Here is a 22,287-nt window from a genome sequence, read left to right as displayed (position 1 = left end):
AGAATTAATTCCACTGCAATGACTGCCAGCAAATTCCTTAAGTATCTCTCTCCTGTGCTCGCGCTGGCGGCTGGCTGCCAGCTGCTGCACCCCTATAATCGCCCCGAAACGGCCACCACCGGCCTGTTCCGCGACGCGGCCACGACGGATACAACTTCCTTGGCCGCCCGCCCCTGGCAACAACTCTTCACTGACCCGCAGCTACAAAAGCTCATCGCCGAAGGCTTAACCAACAACCGTAATTTGCAAGTGGCACTGGCCCGCATCGAGCAAAACCAGGCCCTGCTGGCCCAAAGCCGCGCCGCCTTCCTGCCCAGCCTCAGCGCCCGCGCCACCACTACCCTCTCGCGTATCGGCGGCGCTTTCGTGAGCACGGGCACCGGCGGCAGCACCACGACCACCGGCACAACCACGGGCACCACGACGGGCGGAACGACCACCGGCGGCACCACTGGAGGCACTACAACCGGCGGAACGACTACCGGCACCACCACCGGCGGCACCACCACGGGCACAACTACCGGTACCACCACCGGCACGACCACCACCGACCAATCCTCCGTCGTCACCGGCGGCACGGCGCACCAATACCTGCTGGGCCTGAGCAGTAGCTGGGAAGCCGACGTGTGGGGCAAGCTGCGCAGCACCAAACGCTCCTACGCTGCCGCCGTGCGCCAAAGCGAAGCCTACCGCCGCGTGGTGCAAACCCAGCTCATCGCCGACATCGCCGACAACTATTACGCCCTGCTGGCCCTCGATGCCCAGCTCGACATCACCCAGCAAACAGTGCAGCTCCGCATCAAGGATGTGGAAACCATGCGCCTGCTGCTGGAGGGCGACGTAGTGACCGGTGCCGCCGTGGTGCAGAGCGAGGCCCAGCGCTACGCCGCCGAAGTCACCATTCCGGACCTGCAGCGCAACATCCGCGAGACGGAAAACCTGCTGGCCACGCTGCTGGGCCGCACGCCCGGCCCCATCGAGCGCAGCACACTGGCCACCCAGGATGCGGCCCCGCCCCTGCTCACCGGCGTGCCCGGCCAGCTGCTGCGCAACCGCCCCGATGTGCAGCAGGCCGAATTTGCCTTTGAGTCCACCTTCGAGCAAACCAACGCGGCGCGGGCCTATTTCTACCCCAGCTTCACCATCACGGCCAACGGCGGGCTGACCAGCACCACGCTCACCAATTTGTTCTCGCCCACGGCCATATTCGCCAGCGTGGTGGGCGGGCTGGCCCAACCCATTTTCAGCCAAGGGCTTAACCGGGCGCGCCTGCGCCGGTCGGAGGCCTTGCAGAAAGAATACCTCAACACCTACCAGCAAACCATGTTTGTGGCCGGCCAGGAGGTTTCAAACGCTCTCTTTTCCTACCAAAGCGCCGCCGATAAAGCCCGCCTGCGCGCCCTGCAGCTGGAGTCGCTCCGCAAGTCGGTCGAATACACGCAGGAACTGTTGCGGGCCGGCTTCGCCAACTACACCGAGGTGCTCACGGCCAGGCAAAACCTGCTCCAGGCCCAGCTAAGTGGGGTAAACGACCAGCTGCAGCAGCGCCAGGCTGTGACGGACTTGTACCACGCGCTGGGAGGCGGCTGGCGGTAGCGGGTTTGATTTGGTGAGAACTGTATAGCTAAAAAGTCTGTCATCCTGAGCGCAGCGAAGGACCTTATCACGTCAGAACAAGCTGTTTGAACGTGGTAAGGTCCTTCGCTGCGCTCAGGATGACAGACTTTTTCCCGGCACCAGCTGAGAAACGGCTTAGTTGTGGCCGCCGTGCTGGGGCTCCAGCATTTCCTCCACAATCTTCTTGTTGAAAGCCGGAATGTCTTCCGGTTTGCGGCTGGTGATGAGGCCGTGGTCGCACACCACTTCCGAATCTTCCCAGTGGGCACCGGCGTTTTTGAGGTCGGTGTGTACGCTGGGCCAGCTGGTTACGCGCTTGCCGCGCACCACATCGGCCTCCACCAGCAGCCAAGGGCCGTGGCAGATGGCGGCCAGCACTTTGCCCGAGCCGGCAAACTCCTTCACGAAAGCCACCACGTCCTTGTTCATGCGCAGGATATCGGGGTTCATCTGGCCGCCGGGCAGCACCAGAGCGTCGTAGTCGGCCGGCTTCGCGTCGGTGATGACTTTGTCGACGTCAACTTTGTCGCCCCAGTCCTTTTTGGGGCCGTCCCAGCCCTTGATGGAGCCGCTTCTGAGGGAAATGACGTGGGTTTCGGCGCCCTCGCCCTCAAGGTATTTCTTGGGCTCATCGAGCTCGGCCTGCTCGAAGCCGTCGGTGGCGATGATGGCAATTTTCTTGCCCTTTAGTTTGTCGCTGCTGAAAATGCTCATGGTGTTTTGAAAGAGAAATAGCGGAAATAGCAAAAGGCCGGGATTGTGCCCGGCCCTTTGCTTTACGCCCACTTTATGCCTTTCGTTGAAGAAAATTATGGCATCAGGCCCCAAACCAGTGCACGGTGAAGGTGGTGCCCGCACCCACGGTGCTGCTTACCTCCAGGTGCCCGCCGCGGCTAGCCACAATGCGCTGCACGAGGTACATGCCCACGCCGGCCCCGGCAATGTGCGGGTGCTGGCGGGCAAACGGCTGGAACACCGGGGCCCGGTGGCTGGGCAGTTTCATGCCCAGGCCATTGTCCTGCACCGCGAGGAAGGGCTGGCCGGTATTGGCAATGCCGCTGCGCACCTGGATGTGCGGCGGCCGTGTGGGGTCGGCGAACTTGAGGGCGTTGCTGAACAGGTTGTGGAGAATGGAGCGCAGGTTGGCCCGGCCGTAGGTGAGCGTGGGCGCCGCCGCAAAATCCAGGTCGATAACAGCCCCGGATTCCTGCACCTGGGTGCGCAGACCCAGTAGCACTTCGTCGGCCACGCTGCGCAGCTCCAGTGTTTCGGGGGTGGCGGAGAGGCCACGCTGGTCTTCCACAGTTTCGGCCAGCTCCTGCAGCGTGGCATCGAGCTGGCTCAGGGCCTGGTCCAACATGCCCACGATTTCGCCTTCCTCCGGGTCGTCGAAGGTAGCCGTGCGGCGCAGCTCATCAAACAGGCCGCGCAGGTTGAGCAAGGGCTGCTTGAGGTCGTGCGAGGCCGTGTACACGAAGGTGTCGAGGTCGCGGTTGGTGCGGGCCAGCTCGTCGTACTGAGTTTGCAGCACCTCGCGCAGGCGGTGCTGGTCGTCCACGTCGGTGCAGGCCCCAAACCAGCGCGGCCCGCGCTCGTCGGCCAGCTGCCGCGCCCGGATGATGTGCCAGCGGTAGCGCCCGTCGTGCCGCCGCATCCGGAACAGGCCCTCGTAGGGCTCGCCGGTAGCAATGCTGTGCACCCAGCGACGGGCGGCCCCGGCCTGCTCGCTGGGGTCGAGCAGGTTTATCCAGCCGGTGGGGCCCAGCTCGGCTTTGGTCAGGCCCGAGTATTCGGCAGTGTATTCGTTGTAGTAATCGATAAAGCCCTCGGCCGTGGCCGTCCAGATAAGCTCCGGAATGCTGTCGGCCAGGAAGCGCAGTTCGGCCTCGCCGCGGCGCAGGGCTTCGGCCAACTCGCGCTGGTCGTGCACTTCCGTGAGCGCGCCGTGCCAGAACACGGCCTGGTCAGGGCCGTGTAGCTCGGGCAGGGCGCGGCTCAGCAGCCAGCGATACTGGCCGTCGTGCCGGCGCAGGCGGTACTCGTAGCTCCAGCCAATGCCGGCCGCCCGGGCCGAATCGGACTGGTAGAGCACGCGCAGGCGGTCGTCGGGGTGAATGAGCAGGGGCCAGATGGCGTTCAAATCGGCCGTGGGCGGCTGGCCGGTGTAGTAGTACCACTGCGGGCTCACGTACTCGTACCGGCCGTCAGCATCGACAGTGAAGGTGATTTGGGGTACCGTTTCCGTCAGCACCCGCAGGCGCGTGTCGAGGCGGCGGGTTTCGATGGCCAGGTGATGAGCCTTCTGCCGGGCTTCCTCCTGCGCCGTCACGTCCATGGCAAACAGCAGCAGGCCACTCACGGGCCCGTCGCCTTCGCGCACCGGTTCCAGGGCAATGTCGAAGTAGCGGGGCGTGGGATTCTGGTCATCGGTGGCGGGCAGCGGGATGCCGTAGGATTTGGCCACGTAGGGCCGGCCCGAGCGGAACACCTGCTGCATCACGTCCAGCAAATCGGCGGGGATGGTGCCGGGATGGTCGGCCACGGCCTGGCCTTCCTGCACGGGCGCTCCCAGCACGGCTTGCATGGCTTCGTTCACGAAACCGAAGCGCAGCGCTTCGCCCTGCAGCGTGGCCACGCCCGCCGGCATGTGCCGCAGAATGTCTTGCAGTTGCTGCTCACGCATGGCCTAAGGTACTAAAAGGGACCCCACAGGCCCCACCAATGCGCACGGACTATGCATGCGCCAGCGTGGGTTCCGACGGGGTGGCGTCGGCACCGAAGACGGCCAGCTTTACTAAATCGACCAACATGGCATCGGCAATGCTGAGCGAGCTGGGAGGCGGCGGCAGGTGATGGGGCAGCAGAAACCCCTGCAAGGCCTCGAAACCACTGGGCTCGATGGGGTGAAAAGCCATCGACCAGTCCTTGAAGCTGCGGGTACTGATGGGCTTATCCACCAGCTTAACCACGTTGGAGTGCCGCCCGTCGCGCGAGATGACTTCGAACAGCGGTTCCAGCACCTCCTTTTCGCCTTCGATGAGCTGGGCGATGTTGCCGTGGCTGTAGAACAGCACGCCCGTGACGTTGCGCGCGGCATTGTCGCGGCGGCACTGGTCGAGAAGGGACTGCAAATCCTGGTCGGAGAGCGGGCGCACCGCCCGGCTCATGTACACAATATGAATCATAATCAGAGACAGCGGCGAACGCGGCGGTACCGTTGAGGCAAGTTAGGTGCGAATAGTAAGAACTGCCCTACTACGCAGTGAGGTCAGATAAGATATGCGCTTTCTGAAAATGACCGGTTCAATGGCTTGCTACTGCCTTGCGGGTTGGTAAAAGTACAGCCCCAGCTGGCATTAGCCTCGCAGTGGCAATAAGGCTGGCCGCTACTGCGAGGCTAATATCACCAGCTCGCCGACAAACCTGCTGGCAGTGAAGCTATTTTGATGCGGTCGGTTGCAGGGCGGAACTCGTCGGGACTAGCGGGCAAACGGGCGAATACGTTTTGGGGAGTAGCGAGGCCACGGGATTTTTGGGTAATTCTTCTTTCCAATAGGCTCCCCAACTACATGGTCTGGCTACGTTTTCTGTATTGTTTCCTGCGGCTGCGGCGGCCAATCTTGTGGGCGCTGGTAGCCTGGCTGAGCGTAGCGGCCGCCAGCGCCCACCCCATGCCCAACTCGGTGGTGCTGCTCGACCTGCACCCCACCGGCGTGGGGGCCGAATTGCAGCTGCCGCTGGGCGAGCTCCAGGCCGCCTTCGGCCACGACGTGGCCATGCACCCCGAAACCCTGGTGGCCCGCCTCGGCCCCGCGCTGCGCGAGTACCTAGCCCAGCACGTGCGCCCCGTGAGCCCCGATGGCAACGCCTGGACCGTGGCTGTGCGCGACCTGAGCGTGCACGCTGCCGAGCAAACCAACACCGGCCCCTACCAGCAGCTCACGGCTCACCTCTGGCTCACGCCGGCCGCCGGCGAAACGCCCCGAGCCTTCACGTTTTTCTATGATGTCATCGTGCACCAGGTCGTGACGCACGTTGCGTTGGTGTCCGTCCGCCGCGACTGGGAAACCGGTCGTGTGGGCGCGGAAGCCCCCAGCGAAGTCGGCATTATCCGGCTCGATGTGCGCGACAATTTCATTCCGCCGCTCGTCATCAACCAGGCCGCCGGCAATTGGTGGGCGGGCTTCCGGGGCATGGTGGGCCTGGGCGTGCGCCACATTGCCGAGGGCACCGACCACCTCATGTTTCTGCTGGTGCTGTTGCTGCCCGCGCCGCTACTGCTCACCAAGGGCGGGCGCTGGGGGCGGTTTGGCGGGGTGCGCTACAGCTTGGTTCGGCTGTTAAAAGTGGTGACCGCCTTCACCCTGGGGCACTCGCTTACGCTGCTGGCGGGGGCGCTGGGCTGGCTGCGGCTGCCGAGCCAACCCGTCGAGATTCTAATTGCGGTGTCCATTCTCGTGTCGGCGGCGCACGCGCTGCGGCCGTTGTTTCCGGGGCGCGAGGCGTGGGTGGCGGCGGGCTTCGGACTGGTACACGGACTGGCGTTTGCCAGCACTTTGGCCGAACTGCACCTGCCCGCCGGCCCCATGGCCCTCAGCATTCTGGGCTTTAACATCGGCATTGAATTGATGCAGCTATTCGTCATCGCCCTCACCGTGCCCTGGCTGATTTTGCTGAGCCGCACGCCCAGCTACGCTGCCGTGCGCGTGGCCGGGGCCATCCTCGCGGCCGTGGCCGCCGGGGCCTGGATTGTGGAGCGCAGCTCGGGCCAGGCCAACCTGTTCGCGGGCGTGGTGGGCCGCGTGGCACAATACGCGCCGTGGCTGCTGGCGGCGCTGGCCGTGGCAGCGCTAGCCAGCCATTGGCGGCAGCATAAAAGCCAATTGGCATAATGCAGCGTGGACTCGGCGAGTCCGCGCCTGAACGAACCTCAACCCATGCGCGGACTCGCCGAGTCCACGCTACATTCCCTCATCATCATGAACAGATTCCTACTGGCAGCGCCCCTGCTCTTCGCCTTCCCGGCCCTCGACCGGGTGGCGGAATTCTTCGCCCCCACGGCCCCGGCCGAGCACACCGCCCTGCGGATGCCCGCCGCCGCCAAAACCCTGAAAGGCACCAAAGCCACCACCGCCACCGTAACCGATGTGGTGAACGCCGCCAACGCCTTTATTGCCACGCTCAGCTCGGCCCAGCAGGCCACGCTCATCAACTCCTACACCGCCGCCAACGCCATCAAGTGGTCGAACTTGCCGTGCGGGGCCCAGTGCCGCATTGGCTTGCAGCTGAGCAACCTCACCGCCGCGCAGCAAACCGCCGCCCTGGCCGTGGTGCAGGCCGCCACGGGCACCGTGGCCGGCGACGGCTTCAACGAAATCCAGCAAATCCGGGCCGCCGACGACAACCTGAACACTGGCGGCGGTGGCAACGGCTATAACAACGGCCTTTATTTCATTGCCTTTGCTGGCACGCCCTCGCTCACCGGCACCTGGCAGCTGGAGTTTGGCGGCCACCACCTGGCCACCAACATCACCTACGGCAACGGCGCCGTGACCGGGGCCACCCCCAAGTTTGAGGGCACCGAGCCGCACAACTTCACCACTACCACGGCCAGCGTGTTTCCCATTGGCACGGCCTGCGCGCCGCTTTCCAACGAAGCGTCATCAATGCTGGCCATGCTCAATGGCCTCACCACGGCCCAGAAAACCACCGCCAAGCTCACCCAAAACTTCAGCGACGTGCTGCTCGGGCCGAACACTGACGGCCAGTTTCCGGCCATCAAAGCAGGTCTCGCCGTGAGCACTCTCACCGCCGCCCAGCAGGCCCTGGTGGTGGAAGCCATGCGCCCCTGGGTGCAGGATTCTGACGATGCCACCGCCGCCAGCCTCATGAGCACCTACACCAATCAGCTGGCTGGCACCTACATCGCCTACGCCGGCACCGGCACCCTGACCACCAACGGCGACTACGTGCGCATCGACGGCCCCAACGCCTGGATTGAGTTTGTGTGCCAGACCGGGGTGGTTTATCGTAGCCAGATTCACTACCACAGCGTGTGGCGCGACCACGCCCGCGACTACGGCGGAAACTTCTCGGGCTACGTGACAGTGACAGGCACGCAGTCGGCCCGCGCGGCGCAGTTATTTTCGGTGTACCCCAACCCCGTGGGCACCGGCCAGACTCTGCAGGTGCAGCTGGCTAGCCCCGCCAACGCTGCCACTTATACCCTGCGCAATGCCCTGGGCCAGGCCGTCCTCACCGATACCTTCCGGGGCAACGGCGTGGCCGTCCCCATCACCAGCATGGCTGCTGGCCTCTACCTGCTCAGCGTGCAGACCGACGGCAACGCCGCCGCTACGCAGCGCGTGACGGTGGAGTAGCAGTCGATTTTCTGTGATTGAAACGGCTCGTCTGGAATTTCCAGGCGGGCCGTTTTTGTGGGATGAAGCTGCTCCTGCTGACCGGCGCTGATGCTGCTTGGCTCCTCAAACAGCACCGGTATGGGATTAACGGCAGTATGGTGCAGGTGGGGAATTATGTAATTATTCAATCCACTTCTTAGTTTGAAGCCGCTGATTCTTTCTCCACCAGCGCTGAAACCATGTTTTCGGCTGAGCTTCTTGAATAGATTCGACTGGCCAAGAACTAACGTATTTATCGCCTTGATACCAAACTGCTAACATTAACTGTCCGGTACGAAGAGAACGAATGAACCCGGCTGCATCAGTACCATCGTCTGAGGGGTCGCCTTCATGCCATCCAAAATGGGTGTGATATTCGGCAAAGCCAACAGTGATTTCATTCTCTGCTGATGACACCCAAAATTCCCACCCAGACGGTGAAATCATCTTTATTTCAAAACAATCTTCTTGTTCAGTTACAAAGGGGCGCAAGTCTGGAAGTATTTCCAGCAAAAAGTCTAGGCTTTGGGAAGAATAAGATGAAAGCATAGCGCTAAAATACCCCAACGTACTGGCGGGGCAACCGCTAAAACCTGACTATTGCTAATTGCCATGAAAAAGCTTCTCCTATTTCTGCTGCTCCTGCCGGCCCTGCTGCGCGCGCAAACCCCGGTGGCGTCGGACAAGCCCCTCAACATCTTCACCCTGGGCGACAGCAACGGCACATTTCCGCACAGCTGGCCTAAGCAGCTGGAGCTGGCCCTGCCCCGCGCGCAGGTCTTCAACATCAGCAAATCGGGCCGCACCATTGGGTTCGTGAACAATGGCGACAGTACCTTGAATTCGCTGCTGGTCATTGATGAGAACCTGCGGAAAGCGGCAGAGTTTACCAAGGACCGGCCGTTTGATTTTGTGGTGCTGGAGCTGGGCACCAACGACGCTAAAGCTGTTTTTGCCGACCGCCAACGCGAAGTGCCGGCCAATCTGGAAACCCTCATCAACAAAATCAAAACCTGCCCCTACCCCGCCATCCGTCAGGCCCGCATTATCATCATTTCGCCTCCGCCGTATGGCACGAAAGCGGAAGCCCTGCCCAAATACCAGGGCGGCAACGCGCGGGTAAGTGCCATGAGCGCCGCCTTCAAAAAGGTGGCGCAGCGAACAAAATGCCTCTTCGTGAACGGCTACCAAACGCCCGGCCTGGACATCAACACCATGACCGCCGACGGCCTGCATTTGGATGCTGCCGGCTCCCGACTGCTGATAGCGCCTGTGCTGGCCATTATGGAGCGCTAGCCAGGACATTGAACGAGGTAGAGACGCATAATTGCGTCTCGTCGTTGAACGGCAAACGTTGGGTAATGCTCAACAACTTCGTTCAACGACGAGACGCAATTTTCAACGACGAGACGCAATTATGCGTCTCTACATCCCTGTGCAACGACGGCGCAGCCAGTCTAATATACCACAGCCAGCTTATCCGAAAGTCTCACTTCACCGCCACATCCCACAGCTTGGCCATGCGGGCTTTGCCGGCGGGGTCTTCCACCTCCAGCACCACGAGGTACTTGCCGGCATCTTTGTAGCGGTGCACGGGGCTTTGCTCGGTGGAGGTGCTGCCGTCGCCGAAGTCCCAGTGCCAGCGCTTGATGGCGCCGCGGCTTTCGTCGAGGAAGGTGACCTGGCGGCGGGCCATGTCCGTGACCTGAAACGACCATTGCGCCGCTAGTTTCGGCTGGTACTGCGCGGCCAGCGGCAGCAGCGTGAACACGGTGCCCAGGCTGGAATTGCCGTACATCTGGTGGTTTTTCGAGAGGTTCCAGAAGCCTTTTTTGCTTTCGTCCCGCACATCATCGTAGTCAATCACGGCCCAGGTGAGGCCGATTTTCTTGCCCTCCGTCAGCACCGATTCCACGGCGCGGGCCGGCCCCTCGGCCCCGGCGTAGTCGAAGGGCGTAATCCAGAACTCGGCCGTGAGCTTGCCGGGTTGGCCGGGCTTAAAGTCGTAGCTGTAGGCAATGTTGGAGTAGGGCAGCTGCTTTATCCAGGGCTGCGCGCCCCAAGCCAGGCACCAGTCTTTGCCCACAGCGGGCATGAAAATATGGTAGTTCTGGGCCTGCACGCCGTGAAAGGCGAAGTAGCGCTCCATCAGCGGCAGGTTTTGGTTGGGGTGCATTTCGGCCGTGAGCGGGCCGCCGGAAAGGTCGCCGTCCACCACAATTTCGAAGGTGTCGTTGTGCAGGCCGGGCAGGCTGAAATCCCAGTAGTTGTCGTAGGCTTCGTAGAGGAAATAAAGGCGGTTCAGGCCCGCCACCCAGGCCACGCGTACCTTCACGGCGAGGTTGGCAGAATCGGCTTTGGGATAGTGGCCGGAGTCGTCGCGCAGCTGGTCGGTGCCCACCACGTACTCCTTCGGGAAGCTGGCCCAATCGTCGGCCTTGCCGTCAATGCGCGGAATCATGTTGGCCGGAAACTGGTAGACTTTGAAGCCCAGGTCTTCCTGCGCGTGGGCAGCGGGGCCGAGGGCGCAAAGCAGCAGGGCCAACGAATAGAGCAGTTTCATAAGGGAACGCGGGCCGATGAAGAGACGCAAGCACCAGGTTTTTCGCCCCACAACCCTCCTGCACTGTACTGCGCAATACCCCTGTAACGGAAGTACCGGCGGCATTTTTGGCCAATTTAAGCCTACCCGGTGCGCGTGGTGCTGGCGATGCGGCAGGGCTGTATTTGGTGCGGGTCTAGCTCAGCGTCAATCCCTCGGCCGTAAATCGCCGGTAAATCCCCGCCAGAATCTCGCTTTTGGTGAGCTGCTCCTGCCGGATGTTGGTAATCCAGAACAGCACTTTGAGCTCATAAACCGGCCCGTTGATGCTGCTGAGCAGGATTTCGGGCGGCAGGTTGTGCATGGTGTAGGGGCTGGTTTTGATTTCTTCCTGGATGAGCTCGCGGGCTTTTTGCAGGTTGGTGGGGAGGTCGTCGGTGCCGGAAGTCATTTTCAGCGACAAGTCCGTGCGGATGTGGTCGTTGGTGCGCGTCCAGTTGATGACGTGGTTGGAAAGCAGGTCGCCGTTGGGCACGATGATTTCGGAGCCCGTGACGGAGGTGAGCTTGCTGGACCGGATGCCGATGTCCTGCACCCGGCCCGATTTACCGGCCACCTCAATGAAATCGCCGACGTGAAACGGCCGCTCGAAAATCAGGATAATGCCCGACACGAGGTTGTTCACAATGCTTTGCAGGCCCAGGCCAATGCCCACGCTCAGCGCCCCGAACACGATGGCAATTTTGCTCAGGGGCAGGCCCGTGGCGGCCGTGGCCAGCGCGAAACCCACCAGCACCAGCAGCAGCCGCAGCGCCACCAGCCATGAGCCGCGCTTGCGGGCCTCCGAATCGTCGTCGCCCAGCTCGCCAAAGAAGTAGCCGATGTAGCGCTGTAGCAGGGCCGAAACGTAGAGAATCAAGAAAAAAAGCCCGATGTTGCCGAACGTGAACTCGGTGCTGCCGAGGGTGTGCGGGGCCGTGAGGGCGTGCTCGAAGAAGCCGTAGATGGCGTTGTACACGTTGAGGTTGGAGGTGAATACCACCAGCCAGAGCGCGCCTGCCAGCACCGTGAGCAGGCGCATGAGCTGGGGCTCGATTTTGTCGTAGTCAAAAGCCGCCGGGCTGCCCTCGCCGCCCCGGCTGCACAGCATCTGGAGGTGGAAGGCTTCGGTGAACGACTCGATGAACACCGCCAGGCCAATGCCCTGCGTGAGCCCGAAAATGGCCGTCGTGCTGAACATCTTGGCCAAACTCAGCCGCCCCACTACGTTGCAGACAATGGCCAGCCCGTTGAGCCCGATGAACAGCCCGGTGATAGGGATGAGGAAGCGCATCTGGGCCAGCGTATCGCGCAGCCGCCACAGCAGCAGCGCGCCCACGCCCACCGCCAGCGCATTCAGGCCCAGCAGGCCCCAGCGCGCGCCCAGGCCGGTGGTGGCGTTGGCATTCGTCACGCTCAGCCACATAAAAAACGCCACCAGCCCCAGCCAGTACAGAAACAGTCGGCGCGGCCAACTGCGGGCAAATACCGCCGTGAGGGCTACTAGGAGCAATAATTGCAGCACCGCCAGGTACACGGGCGGCGGGTGCAGCTCCAGCGCCGGCGCCAGGCTGAACATCACCACCAGCGTGGCCGCCACGGGGCCGGGCCGTAGGTAGTGAAACGGCTCAGTGATGGCCAAATCCTGCTTTTTGGCCCGCCGGTAGTTGAAGGAAACCCAGCCGTAGAACACCAGCCCGATGAGGGCCATGTAGGCCCAGTTGTCCCAGTTGTTGGCGAAGTAGTAGTTGATGATTTCGCGGCGGTACTGGCCGGCTTTGCGGGCCTTGGGGTCGGCGGGCAGCTTGGGCATGGCCTGCGCTTCCCACAGCGGCGGGTAGTTGAGCTTGGCGGTGGTGCGGCTGTAGCGGCGCAGCTGGTCGCCTACCTCGTCCTGCAGTTCCATGCCCTGGATGTAGCTGGCAGCCACCTGCGTCTGCAGTTGCTTCACTTTCAGAAACCGCTTGGCCAGCAAGCCGCCAATACGCTGCTGCCGCGCCAGCAGGGCCGAGTCGGAGCGCTCCAGGGCCAGGGTGGTGGCGTCGGGGCGGGCCACGCGCGGGGGCGGCGGGGCAATGGTTTTGAGCCGGGCCTGCATGGCGGCCAGCTGCTGGTTGGCTTCGGCCAGGCTGCTGCGCCAGTCGGCCAGCTGCTCCTGCAGCGTCACGAGCATGAGCTGGCACATCTGCAGCTGCTTGATGTCAACGACTTCGCCCTTCTGCTTGAGGGTGTACTGAATGGCTTTCAGATTCTCCACCACGTCGGGCAGTTCCTCGGCCAGCGGGCGCGTGTCGAATACCTTGCGCACCTGCCCCGAAATGCCGCTGAGCGTGGTGTAGCCCACTTCGAGGCGGTAGGAATCGTCGCGGGTCACGGTGGTGTCCACGGCCATCGTGTCTTCCTTCACGACGGTGCTTTGGGCGCGGGCCGGGGCCAGCGCCAGCAGGAGCAGCACAAGGCTAAGACAGGTTATTTTCGGGAATCTCGGGCAGTTTGGAACGGACATACGTCGGCTTTAAGCCGGAAAAATACGCGGCGCTAGCGGGGAATGACCGTGGTGAATTTCGGCAAAAGATGGAGCCGGGCGTTGTGCCGCCGAAATAGACCATTGTATCGACCGGGGAGATGAACGGAACCCTGCTACCTACTTTTGCCCACTGCTGTTGCAACGCCTTCGCTTCTCCCGCGTCCCTCCTGTTCCATGAAAATAAACCGCCTCCTTCCCCTCCTCGCACTCGCCGGCATCACCAGCCAAACTGCCGCCCAAACCACGCCGCTGTACCAGCCGCGCGACATCAAGGCCGCCTTCGCCAAAGGCACCCGCAGCCCAGACGGCCGCCCCGGTCCCAACTACTGGCAAAACCACGCCCGCTACAACATCACCGTGCAGGCCGCGCCGCCCGCCCGCGACATTCGCGGCCGCGAAACCATCACTTACTACAACAACAGCCCCGACACGCTGCGCCAAGTGGTACTGCGCATCATCCAGAACATCCACAAGCCCGGCGCCTCCCGCGACGGCGACGCCAGCGCCGACTACCTCACCAGCGGCGTGGTGATTGACACCTTCCAGGTGGCCGGCCAGCTCAAGGCCCTGCCCACCAACCTGGGCACCGCGCCGGGCGTGCGTCTGCCCAAAGCGCTGGCCCCGCACGATTCGGTGAAATTCGCCGTGGCCTGGCACTTCCCCATCTCGGTAGAAAGCGGCCGCGAGGGCATGATTGACCCCACCACGTACTTCCTGGCCTACTTCTACCCGCGCATCGCCGTGTATGACGACTACAACGGCTGGGACCGCCTGCCCTTCGTGGACAGCAAGGAGTTCTACAACGATTTCAACGACTACACCCTGCGCGTACAGGCGCCGGCCAACTACATTGTGTGGGCCACCGGCACCCTGCAAAACCCCGACCAGGTGCTGCAAAAAGCCGCCGCCAAGCGCCTCAAGCAGTCGATGACCAGCGATGCGGTGCTGCACATTGCCACCGCCGCCGATTTGGCCAAGAAGAGCATCACCGCCCAGCAACCGCTGAACACTTGGATCTGGACCGCGAAAGACATTTCCGATGTCACCTTCGGCCTGAGCGACCATTACGTGTGGGACGCCGCCAGCGTGGTGGTGGATGCCAAGGCCAAGCGCCGCGCCAGCGTGCAGGCCGCCTACGCCGACTCGACGGTGGATTTTCGGCAGTCCGTTAAGAATGCGCAGTACGCGCTGGGCTGGTTCTCGAACCCCAACAACTGGCCCGGCGTGGCCTACCCCTTTCCCAAAATGACGGCCTTCCAGGGCTTTGCCGACATGGAATACCCCATGATGGTGAACGACAGCCCGCAGAAGGACCCCAAGTTTGCGCAGTTTGTGCAGGACCACGAAATCGCGCACACCTACTTCCCCTTCTACATGGGCATCAACGAAAGCCGCTACGCCTACATGGACGAGGGCTGGGCCACCACGTTCGAGCTGCTCATCGGCCGCACCGAAAACGGCGTGGAGGCAGCTGACAAGCTCTACAAAATGTTCCGCGTGAACCGCTGGATTAACGACCGCGCCACGGCCGAGGACCTGCCCATCATCACGCCCAGCAGCGAGCTGCGCGCCGGCTACGGCAACAACGCCTACGGCAAGCCCTCCCTCAGCTACCTGGCCCTGAAAGACATGCTCGGCGATGCCCTCTTCAAGAAAAGCCTGCACGAATACATGGACCGCTGGCACGGCAAGCACCCCATTCCGTGGGACTACTTCAACTCGATGAGCAACGCCAGTGGACAGGATTTGAGCTGGTTTTTCAACAACTGGTTCTTCACCAATAACTACATCGACCTGGCCGTGACGGCCAACGGTAGCACCGTCACGGTGCAGAACATCGGCGGCTTCGCCGTGCCCTTCGACATGAACGTGGAATACACCGACGGCAGCAAGGCCACGCTGCACCAGTCGCCCGCCGTGTGGCAGGCCAACCAGAAGCAGGCGGTGCTCACGCTGCCCAAAGCCGTGAAATCGGTGAAGCTGGACGGCGGCATTTTCATGGATGCCAACGAGAAGGATAATTCGTTCGGCGGGTAGGACTGCGCCGTCGGGGTCGTCTGTCATTGTGAGTGGAGCGCAGCGGAACGCGGCAATCCGTCCTCCCGATGTGACTAACTCTGAGATGTGACAAGGCCTTTTCAATAAACTAGAAAGCCCCGATACCGCGCAGTATCGGGGCTTTCTGGTAAAAGAACGGGTCTGGTTTTGAGAGGACGGATTGCCGCGCTTCGCTCGCAATGACAGACGCTCGCCTGGTCGGTCTCACCCCTCCCGCCGCAGCTTCTTCAGCTGCTGGCGCACCTCTTTCACGCGCTCATCGAAGCCGTCGGGGTCGTAGCTCACGCCTTCCACGTCGAGGTCGTCGAGCAGGTCCATCATGGCGTTGGCGTGGTCGGTGCGGGTGCCGGCGGGCATGCTCACGAAGGCCATTTCCGACCACAGCAGTGCCAGCAGGCGCTGGCCGTCCGCGCTGCGCATCTGCATTTCGAGCACCAGGTTGGAGTTGTCGAAGTGGATGAGCTGGCTCAGAATGCGAACCTGCGCGCCCTGCCGCGCCGGCTTGAGGTAGCTGATGTGGTGCTTGGTGATGACCCAGGCCGCTTTTTGTTCGCGGGCCAGCTCGCCCATGTTCAGGGCGTAGTGCTCGGTGGTATGGTCTTCGCGGGCGTTGAGGAAATAGTCGAGGTAGCGCGCGTTGTTGAGGTGGCCCAGCATGTCGCAGTCCTGGAAGTGGACGCGGTAGGTGGTTTCGGGCGTTTGGATGAGCTTGGGCATTGCTTTGGGGCAAGAAGTTTTTAGGAGGACAAAGGTCGGCAGTGTCTGCCGGTCTTGAGCCGCCCTCCGCGTGTCACCCCACCCCCGGCCCCTCTCCGGGGAGAGGGGCCGGGGGTGAGGTGACACGCGAGAACGATACCACCAAAACTACTCGGCACGCCTAACACATTGCGGAAAAACCCTTACCTTTTACCACCCAAAATTCCCGCCGCATGTTTTCGCTTACGCCCGCCCGCTCCCTTCTTCTCCAGGCCCTGGCCGACACCTTTATTCCCACCCTTCCCGATGGCAGCCCCGCCGGCTCCACCGGCCTCAATCTGGAGAAGCTGGAAGCCGCTATCCGCGAGCAGCCAGAGGGCGCGCAAAACGAATTCGGCCAGTTGCTCGACCTGCTGGAGAAGCCGCTGCTGGGCCTCACCTGGTTCGGCCCCTTGAAGTCCTTCCGCAAACTCGATACTGCCCAACGCGAGCACCTGCTGCAAAGCTGGGCCGCCAGCAACGTGCCGCAGCTGCGCAAGGGCTTCCAGGCGTTGCGCAAGCTGTGCACGCTGCTGTACTACGGCGGCAGCATGACCGAAGTGCCGGCCGCCTGGGGACACCTCGGCTACCCTGGCCCCGACGAAAAGCCCGTGGATTCGCCCAGGCCCATCCGCACCCTGCAGCCCACCGAAGACACCGTGTATGAGTGCGACGTGCTGGTGATTGGCTCGGGCGCGGGCGGCGGCGTGGTAGCCGGCGAGCTGGCTGAGGCGGGCTTTGATGTGCTGGTTATCGAAAAGGGGCCTTACTGCCACGGCTGCGACTTCACCCAGCGCGAAGTCGACATGCTGGGCACACTCTACGACGCCAAAGGCACACTCTGCACGCAGGATGGCAGCATCGGCATCCTGGCCGGCTCCTGCCTGGGCGGCGGCACCACCGTGAACTGGGCCGGCGCCTTCCGCACCCCCGACTACGTGCTGCAGGAATGGGCCCGCGAGCACAACGCGCCCCATTTCACCACGCTCGAATTCAAGGAAAGCCTCAACGCCGTGGCCCGCACCATAAGCGTGAACACCAACTACACCCGCCACAATGGCCAGAACCAAGCTCTCTGGGACGGCTCGACCAAATTGGGCCAGGAAGTAAAGCTGATTCCGCGCAACGAAAAGGGCCTCACCGATTCGGACGCCCACTTCCGCAGCCTGGGCTACACCACGCTCGGCGATGCCCACGGCATCAAGCAGGGCACGCTGAACACGTATTTGCTCACGGCTTTCGAGCACGGCGCCCGCATTCTGGCCGATACCAAAGTCGACCGCGTGACCATTGCCAACGGCCGCGCCACCGGCGCCTCGGCCGTGCACACCGCCCCCGATGGCCGCCCGGTCCAAATCACGGTGCGAGCCAGGCGTGTGGTGGTGGCCGGCGGCGCCATCCAGACGCCCGCGCTGCTGCTGCGTTCGGGCCTGAAGCACCCGCACCTGGGCCGCCACCTGCACCTGCACCCCACGGTGGTTGTGGGCGCCCGCTACCCGCAGGTAATGAACTCCTGGCACGGCCCCAGTATGAGCGTGGTGAACGATACCTACACCATGCTGCACGGCACCAACTTCGGCGCCAAGCTCGAAACCCCTCCCACCCATCCCGGCCTGCTGAGCATGGTACTGCCCTGGCTATCCGGCAAGCAGCACCACGAACTGTTGCGCGACGCCGACCACCTCGGCTCCTTCATCGTCCTCACCCGCGACCGCGACGGCGGCCGCGTCACCATCGACAAAAACGGCGCGCCGCTGATTGACTACACGCTCTCGGATTTCGACCGCGCCAACCTGCTGGAAGGCGTGCGCGCCGCCGCCCAAATCCACGTCGCGGCCGGAGCCTCAACAGTGTATCTGCCCCACGGCACCCTGCCCACACTGCACGCAAATGACGGCATTCTGCAAAACCCCGAAGTGCTCGACAAGCTGCCGCACCTGAGCTGGAAACCCAACCAGTTCGGCCTCTACAGCGCCCACCAGATGAGCACCTGCCGCATGGGCGGCGACGCCGCCACCCACCCGCTCAAGCTCAACGGCGAGACGGTGGAAGTCGAAAACCTCTTCGTGGCCGATGCCTCGGCCTTTCCCGCGTGTAGCGGCGTGAACCCCATGCTCACCATCATGGCGCTGGCCCACTTCACGGCCCAGGGCCTGAAAGCCGGCCGAACCGTGGAGCAGCAGACTGCCGCCGTGGCCTGATGCGCCCCATCGGGGGCTACCTTTGGGGTCGATTTCAGGCACTTCATGGGGAAGATTGACGATACAAAACGGCGGGTTGCGGCAGGTCTGTTTTTCGGGATTCTGCTGCTGCTCGGCCCGCTGCTGGTGCGCGACTACGGCATGGGCTGGGACGAGCGCGCCGACCGCATGGTGGGCTACATGAGCCTGCGCTACGTGGCCCAGTTGCTGGCCCCGCAGGTGCTGGCCGCCGGCCACTTCGCGGGCATCCACGAGCTGGCCACCCACGGCGACGCCGACCACGGCCCCGTGTTCCAGATGCTGCTGGCGGGGCTCGAAATCGCCTTTTTCCGCCACGACCCGCGCGGAGCCGGCTGGATGCGGCACCTGCTCACCTTTGGCGTGTTCGTGGCCGGCGTGTGGGCCGTGTACCGGCTGGGCCGGGCGCGGTTTGCCAGCTGGCGCTGGGGGCTGGTGGGGGCAGCGCTGCTGGTGCTCTCGCCGCGCATCTTCGCCGAGGCGTTTTACAACTACAAGGACATTGTGTTTCTGAGCCTGTTTGCGCTGGCCGTGCTCACGCTCACGCGGCTGCTGCACCGGCCCACGGTGCGCGGCGCGCTGCTGCACGCGCTGGTCTGCGCCCTGGCTACCGATGTGCGCACCATGGGCATTCTGCTGCCGGGCCTCACCGTGGCCTTCGGGGCGCTGGAGATGTGGGCCCGGCCGGACCGACGGGCGGCCCTGGTGCGGGCCGGAATGTGGTACCTAGGGGCACTGGCCCCGCTGGTGGTGCTGTTCTGGCCGTTTTTGTGGGAAGCCCCGGTGGCGCGGTTCTGGGCGTGCTTCGGCAGCTTCCGGCGCTACCGCCAAACCATGAAGGTGTTTTACCTGGGCGAGCTGATATCCTGCCAGCGACTGCCGTGGCACTACCTGTCGGTGTGGCTGCTGGTGACCACGCCGGTAGCTTACACGGCGCTGGCCCTGGGCGGTGCCTGGGCTGCGCTGCGCGGGCTGCTGGCCCGGCCCACGGCCTGGCTGCGCCACACCACCAACCGCCAGGACCTGCTGTTCGGCACCTGGCTGCTGGGGCCATTATCCATAATAGTCGCCATTCAATCAGTGGTCTACGATGGTTGGCGGCACGTTTATTTCATCTACCCAGCCTTGGTGCTGCTGGCCGTGCGCGGGCTGCGGGCGGGCGTGCAGGCCTGGCAGGCGGCTCCCCCGGCTTCGGCGGGCCGGCGCGTGGGTTGGCTGACGGGCGGGCTGCTGGCGTTGGGCATGGCGCACGCAGTTTTCCGGCAGATACACGACCACCCGTACCAATACGGTTACTTCAGCTTCCTGCCCGGGCCGACGGCGCAACGCCTCTTCGAGCGCGACTACTGGGGGGTATCGGGCCGCGACGGGCTGGCCTGGGTGCTGGCCCACGACCCCGGCGCCACCGTGACCGTCAGCGACACGCTGCCCCAGAAAATCACCCTGCACAACAATTCGCTGCTGCTGCCGGCTGCCCAGCGCGCTCGGCTGCGCTTCGTGCCTCACACACAGGCCCGGTATTTTCTGGGAATCTACCGCTGGCACCCCGGGCCGTATGAGGCGCAGTTTGGCACGCCGGTGCACGACATTCAGGTGAATGGCATGACGATTCTGACGGTATTCCGGCGCTGAGCCAGCCGCGCTTCAACATCTTGTTCAAAACCATTTTACCGTATGTTTGAGCAGATGAAACGTCCGGCCTTGCCCTATCTGCTGCTGCTGCCACTGTTGGCGGTGATGCTGTTTGGCAATTGTGGCGGCGGAGTACGGCAAGTAGTAAATACCATGGAATGGGAACGTCACAACCGGTTCCGGTCCATTTTCGCGCAGCGCCAGGCCCAACGCGCCCTAGCCCGAAAGCGTCTGCATGGCCGCGCCCAACGGCTTGCGCTTCAACGCCTCGACTCCATCCGCACGGCCCGCGTTGACAGCCTGTTTCGGTTCGACTCCTTTGCCAAGGACAAATACGAACACCGCCGCCGCAAGATGACGCGCCAGATGCTCTCGCCGAATAACCGCGCACTGATACCGGCCATTCGCATCCCCATCGATACCCGGTGAGGCGGCTGTATTAGCCGCTTCCACGTTTTCTGCGTATTGATAGCATTACCGCTATTAATGCCCCTGCATGCGATTCTCCCGCTTTATTACCCTGCTCACGTTTAGCCTGGCCATGGCCAGCTGCTCCATCTTCCACCGCGACAAACCCGCACCCGTGGTCGAAACGGTGCGCACTCCCGACTCGCCCACGCCACCCACCGCCGCCCGCGACCTCGCCGATGTGATGGCCACCGACCTTCAGCTCACCCCCGAACAGACCGGCCGCGTGCGTAGTATCCTCAGTAATACCGTGACGCAGGCCAATGCCGCCAAGGAAAAATTCCCGCCAAAATCGCCGCAGCTGCTGGCCGAGCAAAAGCGCATCAACGCCGCCTCCCAGCGCGAACTACAGCAGACCCTGGGCCCCGTCAAATTCAAGCAGTTCATCGCCAACCAGCGCAAAATGGCCGCTGAGATGCAGCAGCGGCAGAAGTAGCGGCGGAATGTATCGGCCAGCGGCCAGGCACCCGTCAATAACTGGACCGACAGCCGCTACAAGTACTTCACCAGCAGCGCCACCAGTTGTTTCACCCGCCCAGTATAGGGCGGGTACATAGCCTTGATGCCGGTGAAGCCCACGCGCTGCCGCAGCACGCCTTTCTCGTTGCTGAACGCCAGAAACCCCGCGTGCCCGTGCGCCTTGCCGAGGCCGGAGTTGCCGACGCCGCCGGTGGGCAGTTCGGGGTGGGCGAAGTGCAGCACCGTTTCGTTCACACCCGCGCCGCCCGCCGAGACGTTCTCGAGCAGATAGCGGCGGTTTTCGGCGCTGGTGCTGAACACGTACTGTGCCAGCGGCTTGAGGCGGGCGTTGACGTATTCCGCGGTTTCGCGCAGGGTTTTGAAGGTGAGCACGGGCAGCAGCGGGCCGAAAATCTCCTCCTCCAGCACGCGGGCCGTGGCCGGCACGTTGGTCAGAATGGTGGGCTCGATGTAGTTCTGGGTTTCATCCACGGTGCCGCCGGCGGCTACGGTGGCCCCTTTGGTCTGGGCATCCTCCAGCAGGCCGGCGAGGCGGGCGAAATGCTGCGCGTTCACGATGCGGGCCAATGAATCGGACTGCTCGATGCCCGCGCCGTCGGGGTTGTAAGCCCGTTGGATGGCGTCCGTGAGCTCGGTTAGCAGCGCGGGCTGCACGCTTTCCTGCACCAGCAGGTAGTCGGGGGCCACGCAGGTCTGGCCGTTATTGAGAAACTTACCCCACACAATTTTCTCGGCTGCGTCGCGCAGGTCGGCGGTTTCGTCCACCACGGCGGGGTTTTTGCCGCCCAGCTCCAGCGTCAGGCCCGAGAGGTGCTCGGCGGCGGCGCGCATCACAATCTTGCCCACCGCCGGGCTGCCGGTGAAGAAAATGTGGTCCCAGGGTAGCTTCAGCAGTTCGGTAGCTACTTCTTTATCGCCTTCCAGCAGCAGCACTTCATCGGGCCGAAACAAGTCTTCGCACAGCCGGCGCAGCAGCGCCGAGGTAGCCGGCGTTTGCTCGGCAGGCTTGATGACCACGGCATTGCCGGCCGCGATAGCCGAAATCAACGGCCCCACGGCCAGGTAAAACGGGTAGTTCCAGGGCGCGATGATGAGCACCACGCCCTTGGGCTCCACCTGCACCCACGAGCGGGTGCCCAGCAGGGCCATGCTCGCGCCCACTTTGCGCGGCGCCATCCATTTTTTGAGGTGGCTGCTGGTGTGCTTGAGCTCGACCAGCGAAGTCCAGATTTCCGTCAAATCGGTTTCGGTGGCGGGCTTGCGAAAGTCAGCGTAGAGAGCCTGCTGAATCTCGGTGCGGTGCGCGTGCAGCCAGCTGCTGAGCTTTTGGAGGCGGGCGCGGCGGGCCGCCACGCCCTCGCTGCGCAGGGCGGGTGTGCGCTGCCGCAGTGCCTCAAACTGCGCCTGAAATTTATTCATCGGGTTCATCAGCGCGGCGTGCTCTTCCGCAGCATCATTCACTAAAACAGCAGGTTGCATAGAAAGCGCCATTAACTCCGCCAGCCTCCGCGGCCAGCTTCGCAGAAAGATACGCGGCTTGCACAACATTTCGGGTAGCTGTGCGTCTGC

Annotated in this window: 17 protein-coding genes; 9 read left to right on the top strand and 8 right to left on the bottom strand. The window is 63.2% G+C overall.

The window, feature by feature from the left end; translation table 11 throughout:
* Positions 1–18: 18 nt before the first annotated feature.
* Positions 19–1,596 (top strand): efflux transporter outer membrane subunit, encoded by a 1,578-nt coding sequence (locus I7X13_RS08260; RefSeq protein WP_198075119.1) that lies wholly within the window; start codon positions 19–21, stop codon positions 1,594–1,596.
* A 156-nt stretch (positions 1,597–1,752) separates the two neighbouring features.
* Here I7X13_RS08260 and I7X13_RS08255 read toward each other — a convergent pair whose 3' ends face one another.
* The 3 genes from I7X13_RS08255 to I7X13_RS08245 all read right to left on the bottom strand — a co-directional run bounded on the left by I7X13_RS08255 (position 1,753) and on the right by I7X13_RS08245 (position 4,802).
* Positions 1,753–2,331, bottom strand: a complete 579-nt coding sequence (locus tag I7X13_RS08255; RefSeq protein ID WP_198075118.1) for a type 1 glutamine amidotransferase domain-containing protein — start codon at positions 2,329–2,331, stop codon at positions 1,753–1,755.
* A gap of 103 nt (positions 2,332–2,434) precedes the next feature.
* Positions 2,435–4,300: a PAS domain-containing sensor histidine kinase gene (locus I7X13_RS08250; protein WP_198075117.1), complete on the bottom strand. Its 1,866-nt coding sequence runs from the start codon at positions 4,298–4,300 to the stop codon at positions 2,435–2,437.
* 49 nt (positions 4,301–4,349) lie between these two features.
* Positions 4,350–4,802, bottom strand: a complete 453-nt coding sequence (locus I7X13_RS08245) for a BLUF domain-containing protein (RefSeq protein WP_198067574.1) — start codon at positions 4,800–4,802, stop codon at positions 4,350–4,352.
* Positions 4,803–5,186: 384 nt separating this feature from the next.
* On the opposite strand from I7X13_RS08245, the gene I7X13_RS08240 reads away from it, so the two are divergent.
* Both I7X13_RS08240 and I7X13_RS08235 read left to right on the top strand, forming a co-directional pair.
* The gene (locus tag I7X13_RS08240; protein ID WP_233454721.1) at positions 5,187–6,509 is read left to right on the top strand and encodes a HupE/UreJ family protein; all 1,323 of its coding nucleotides are present in this window, start codon (positions 5,187–5,189) and stop codon (positions 6,507–6,509) included.
* Positions 6,510–6,596: 87 nt separating this feature from the next.
* The gene (locus tag I7X13_RS08235) at positions 6,597–7,997 is read left to right on the top strand and encodes a DUF3500 domain-containing protein (protein ID WP_198075116.1); all 1,401 of its coding nucleotides are present in this window, start codon (positions 6,597–6,599) and stop codon (positions 7,995–7,997) included.
* Positions 7,998–8,159: 162 nt separating this feature from the next.
* Here the strand turns inward: I7X13_RS08235 and I7X13_RS08230 are convergent, their stop codons facing one another.
* Entirely contained in the window at positions 8,160–8,567 is a 408-nt protein-coding gene (locus tag I7X13_RS08230) for a hypothetical protein (RefSeq protein WP_198075115.1), read from the bottom strand.
* Between the two features lie 63 nt (positions 8,568–8,630).
* On the opposite strand from I7X13_RS08230, the gene I7X13_RS08225 reads away from it, so the two are divergent.
* A complete protein-coding gene (locus I7X13_RS08225; protein ID WP_198075114.1) occupies positions 8,631–9,314 on the top strand; it encodes a GDSL-type esterase/lipase family protein in 684 nt (227 codons plus the stop codon).
* Between the two features lie 193 nt (positions 9,315–9,507).
* On the opposite strand, the gene I7X13_RS08220 is transcribed toward I7X13_RS08225, so the two are convergent.
* Together I7X13_RS08220 and I7X13_RS08215 are read right to left on the bottom strand one after the other, a co-directional pair.
* A complete protein-coding gene (locus tag I7X13_RS08220; RefSeq protein ID WP_198075113.1) occupies positions 9,508–10,581 on the bottom strand; it encodes a PKD domain-containing protein in 1,074 nt (357 codons plus the stop codon).
* Between the two features lie 175 nt (positions 10,582–10,756).
* Complete coding sequence (locus I7X13_RS08215) at positions 10,757–13,054, bottom strand: mechanosensitive ion channel domain-containing protein (protein WP_198075112.1); 2,298 nt, start codon at positions 13,052–13,054, stop codon at positions 10,757–10,759.
* A gap of 246 nt (positions 13,055–13,300) precedes the next feature.
* Between I7X13_RS08215 and I7X13_RS08210 the strand changes: the two genes are divergently transcribed.
* Entirely contained in the window at positions 13,301–15,163 is a 1,863-nt protein-coding gene (locus I7X13_RS08210; protein WP_198067568.1) for a M1 family metallopeptidase, read from the top strand.
* 225 nt (positions 15,164–15,388) lie between these two features.
* Here I7X13_RS08210 and I7X13_RS08205 read toward each other — a convergent pair whose 3' ends face one another.
* Positions 15,389–15,901, bottom strand: coding sequence for an acyl-CoA thioesterase (locus I7X13_RS08205; RefSeq protein WP_198067567.1), 513 nt, complete (start codon positions 15,899–15,901; stop codon positions 15,389–15,391).
* A 212-nt stretch (positions 15,902–16,113) separates the two neighbouring features.
* On the opposite strand from I7X13_RS08205, the gene I7X13_RS08200 reads away from it, so the two are divergent.
* The 4 genes from I7X13_RS08200 to I7X13_RS08185 all read left to right on the top strand — a co-directional run bounded on the left by I7X13_RS08200 (position 16,114) and on the right by I7X13_RS08185 (position 20,674).
* Positions 16,114–18,120 carry an FAD-dependent oxidoreductase gene (locus tag I7X13_RS08200; protein ID WP_198075111.1) on the top strand — a complete coding sequence of 669 codons (2,007 nt, stop codon included), beginning with the start codon at positions 16,114–16,116 and terminating at the stop codon, positions 18,118–18,120.
* A gap of 45 nt (positions 18,121–18,165) precedes the next feature.
* Positions 18,166–19,770 (top strand): ArnT family glycosyltransferase, encoded by a 1,605-nt coding sequence (locus I7X13_RS08195; protein WP_198075110.1) that lies wholly within the window; start codon positions 18,166–18,168, stop codon positions 19,768–19,770.
* A gap of 54 nt (positions 19,771–19,824) precedes the next feature.
* The gene (locus I7X13_RS08190) at positions 19,825–20,199 is read left to right on the top strand and encodes a hypothetical protein (protein WP_198075109.1); all 375 of its coding nucleotides are present in this window, start codon (positions 19,825–19,827) and stop codon (positions 20,197–20,199) included.
* 67 nt (positions 20,200–20,266) lie between these two features.
* Positions 20,267–20,674, top strand: a complete 408-nt coding sequence (locus I7X13_RS08185) for a hypothetical protein (RefSeq protein WP_198075108.1) — start codon at positions 20,267–20,269, stop codon at positions 20,672–20,674.
* Positions 20,675–20,730: 56 nt separating this feature from the next.
* On the opposite strand, the gene I7X13_RS08180 is transcribed toward I7X13_RS08185, so the two are convergent.
* Entirely contained in the window at positions 20,731–22,197 is a 1,467-nt protein-coding gene (locus tag I7X13_RS08180) for an aldehyde dehydrogenase family protein (protein WP_233454720.1), read from the bottom strand.
* Positions 22,198–22,287 lie beyond the last annotated feature (90 nt).

The sequence above is a fragment of the Hymenobacter negativus genome, from assembly GCF_016056375.1.
In the GTDB taxonomy this organism is placed as follows: Bacteria; Bacteroidota; Bacteroidia; order Cytophagales; family Hymenobacteraceae; genus Hymenobacter; species Hymenobacter negativus_A.
The sequence above is the reverse complement of the archived record's forward strand: the minus strand, read 5'-3'. Positions and strand labels throughout refer to the sequence as shown.

What these genes read in the sequence shown, in the direction of transcription:
- I7X13_RS08205 (WP_198067567.1), bottom strand. Translation starts at nt 15,901, where the DNA reads ATGCCCAAGCTCATCCAAACGCCCGAAACCACCTACCGCGTCCACTTC.
- I7X13_RS08255 (WP_198075118.1), bottom strand. Translation starts at nt 2,331, where the DNA reads ATGAGCATTTTCAGCAGCGACAAACTAAAGGGCAAGAAAATTGCCATC.
- I7X13_RS08195 (WP_198075110.1), top strand. Translation starts at nt 18,166, where the DNA reads ATGGGGAAGATTGACGATACAAAACGGCGGGTTGCGGCAGGTCTGTTT.
- I7X13_RS08200 (WP_198075111.1), top strand. Translation starts at nt 16,114, where the DNA reads ATGTTTTCGCTTACGCCCGCCCGCTCCCTTCTTCTCCAGGCCCTGGCC.
- I7X13_RS08185 (WP_198075108.1), top strand. Translation starts at nt 20,267, where the DNA reads ATGCGATTCTCCCGCTTTATTACCCTGCTCACGTTTAGCCTGGCCATG.
- I7X13_RS08190 (WP_198075109.1), top strand. Translation starts at nt 19,825, where the DNA reads ATGAAACGTCCGGCCTTGCCCTATCTGCTGCTGCTGCCACTGTTGGCG.
- I7X13_RS08225 (WP_198075114.1), top strand. Translation starts at nt 8,631, where the DNA reads ATGAAAAAGCTTCTCCTATTTCTGCTGCTCCTGCCGGCCCTGCTGCGC.
- I7X13_RS08240 (WP_233454721.1), top strand. Translation starts at nt 5,187, where the DNA reads ATGGTCTGGCTACGTTTTCTGTATTGTTTCCTGCGGCTGCGGCGGCCA.
- I7X13_RS08235 (WP_198075116.1), top strand. Translation starts at nt 6,597, where the DNA reads ATGAACAGATTCCTACTGGCAGCGCCCCTGCTCTTCGCCTTCCCGGCC.
- I7X13_RS08250 (WP_198075117.1), bottom strand. Translation starts at nt 4,300, where the DNA reads ATGCGTGAGCAGCAACTGCAAGACATTCTGCGGCACATGCCGGCGGGC.
- I7X13_RS08245 (WP_198067574.1), bottom strand. Translation starts at nt 4,802, where the DNA reads ATGATTCATATTGTGTACATGAGCCGGGCGGTGCGCCCGCTCTCCGAC.
- I7X13_RS08180 (WP_233454720.1), bottom strand. Translation starts at nt 22,197, where the DNA reads ATGCAACCTGCTGTTTTAGTGAATGATGCTGCGGAAGAGCACGCCGCG.
- I7X13_RS08210 (WP_198067568.1), top strand. Translation starts at nt 13,301, where the DNA reads ATGAAAATAAACCGCCTCCTTCCCCTCCTCGCACTCGCCGGCATCACC.
- I7X13_RS08230 (WP_198075115.1), bottom strand. Translation starts at nt 8,567, where the DNA reads ATGCTTTCATCTTATTCTTCCCAAAGCCTAGACTTTTTGCTGGAAATA.
- I7X13_RS08260 (WP_198075119.1), top strand. Translation starts at nt 19, where the DNA reads ATGACTGCCAGCAAATTCCTTAAGTATCTCTCTCCTGTGCTCGCGCTG.
- I7X13_RS08220 (WP_198075113.1), bottom strand. Translation starts at nt 10,581, where the DNA reads ATGAAACTGCTCTATTCGTTGGCCCTGCTGCTTTGCGCCCTCGGCCCC.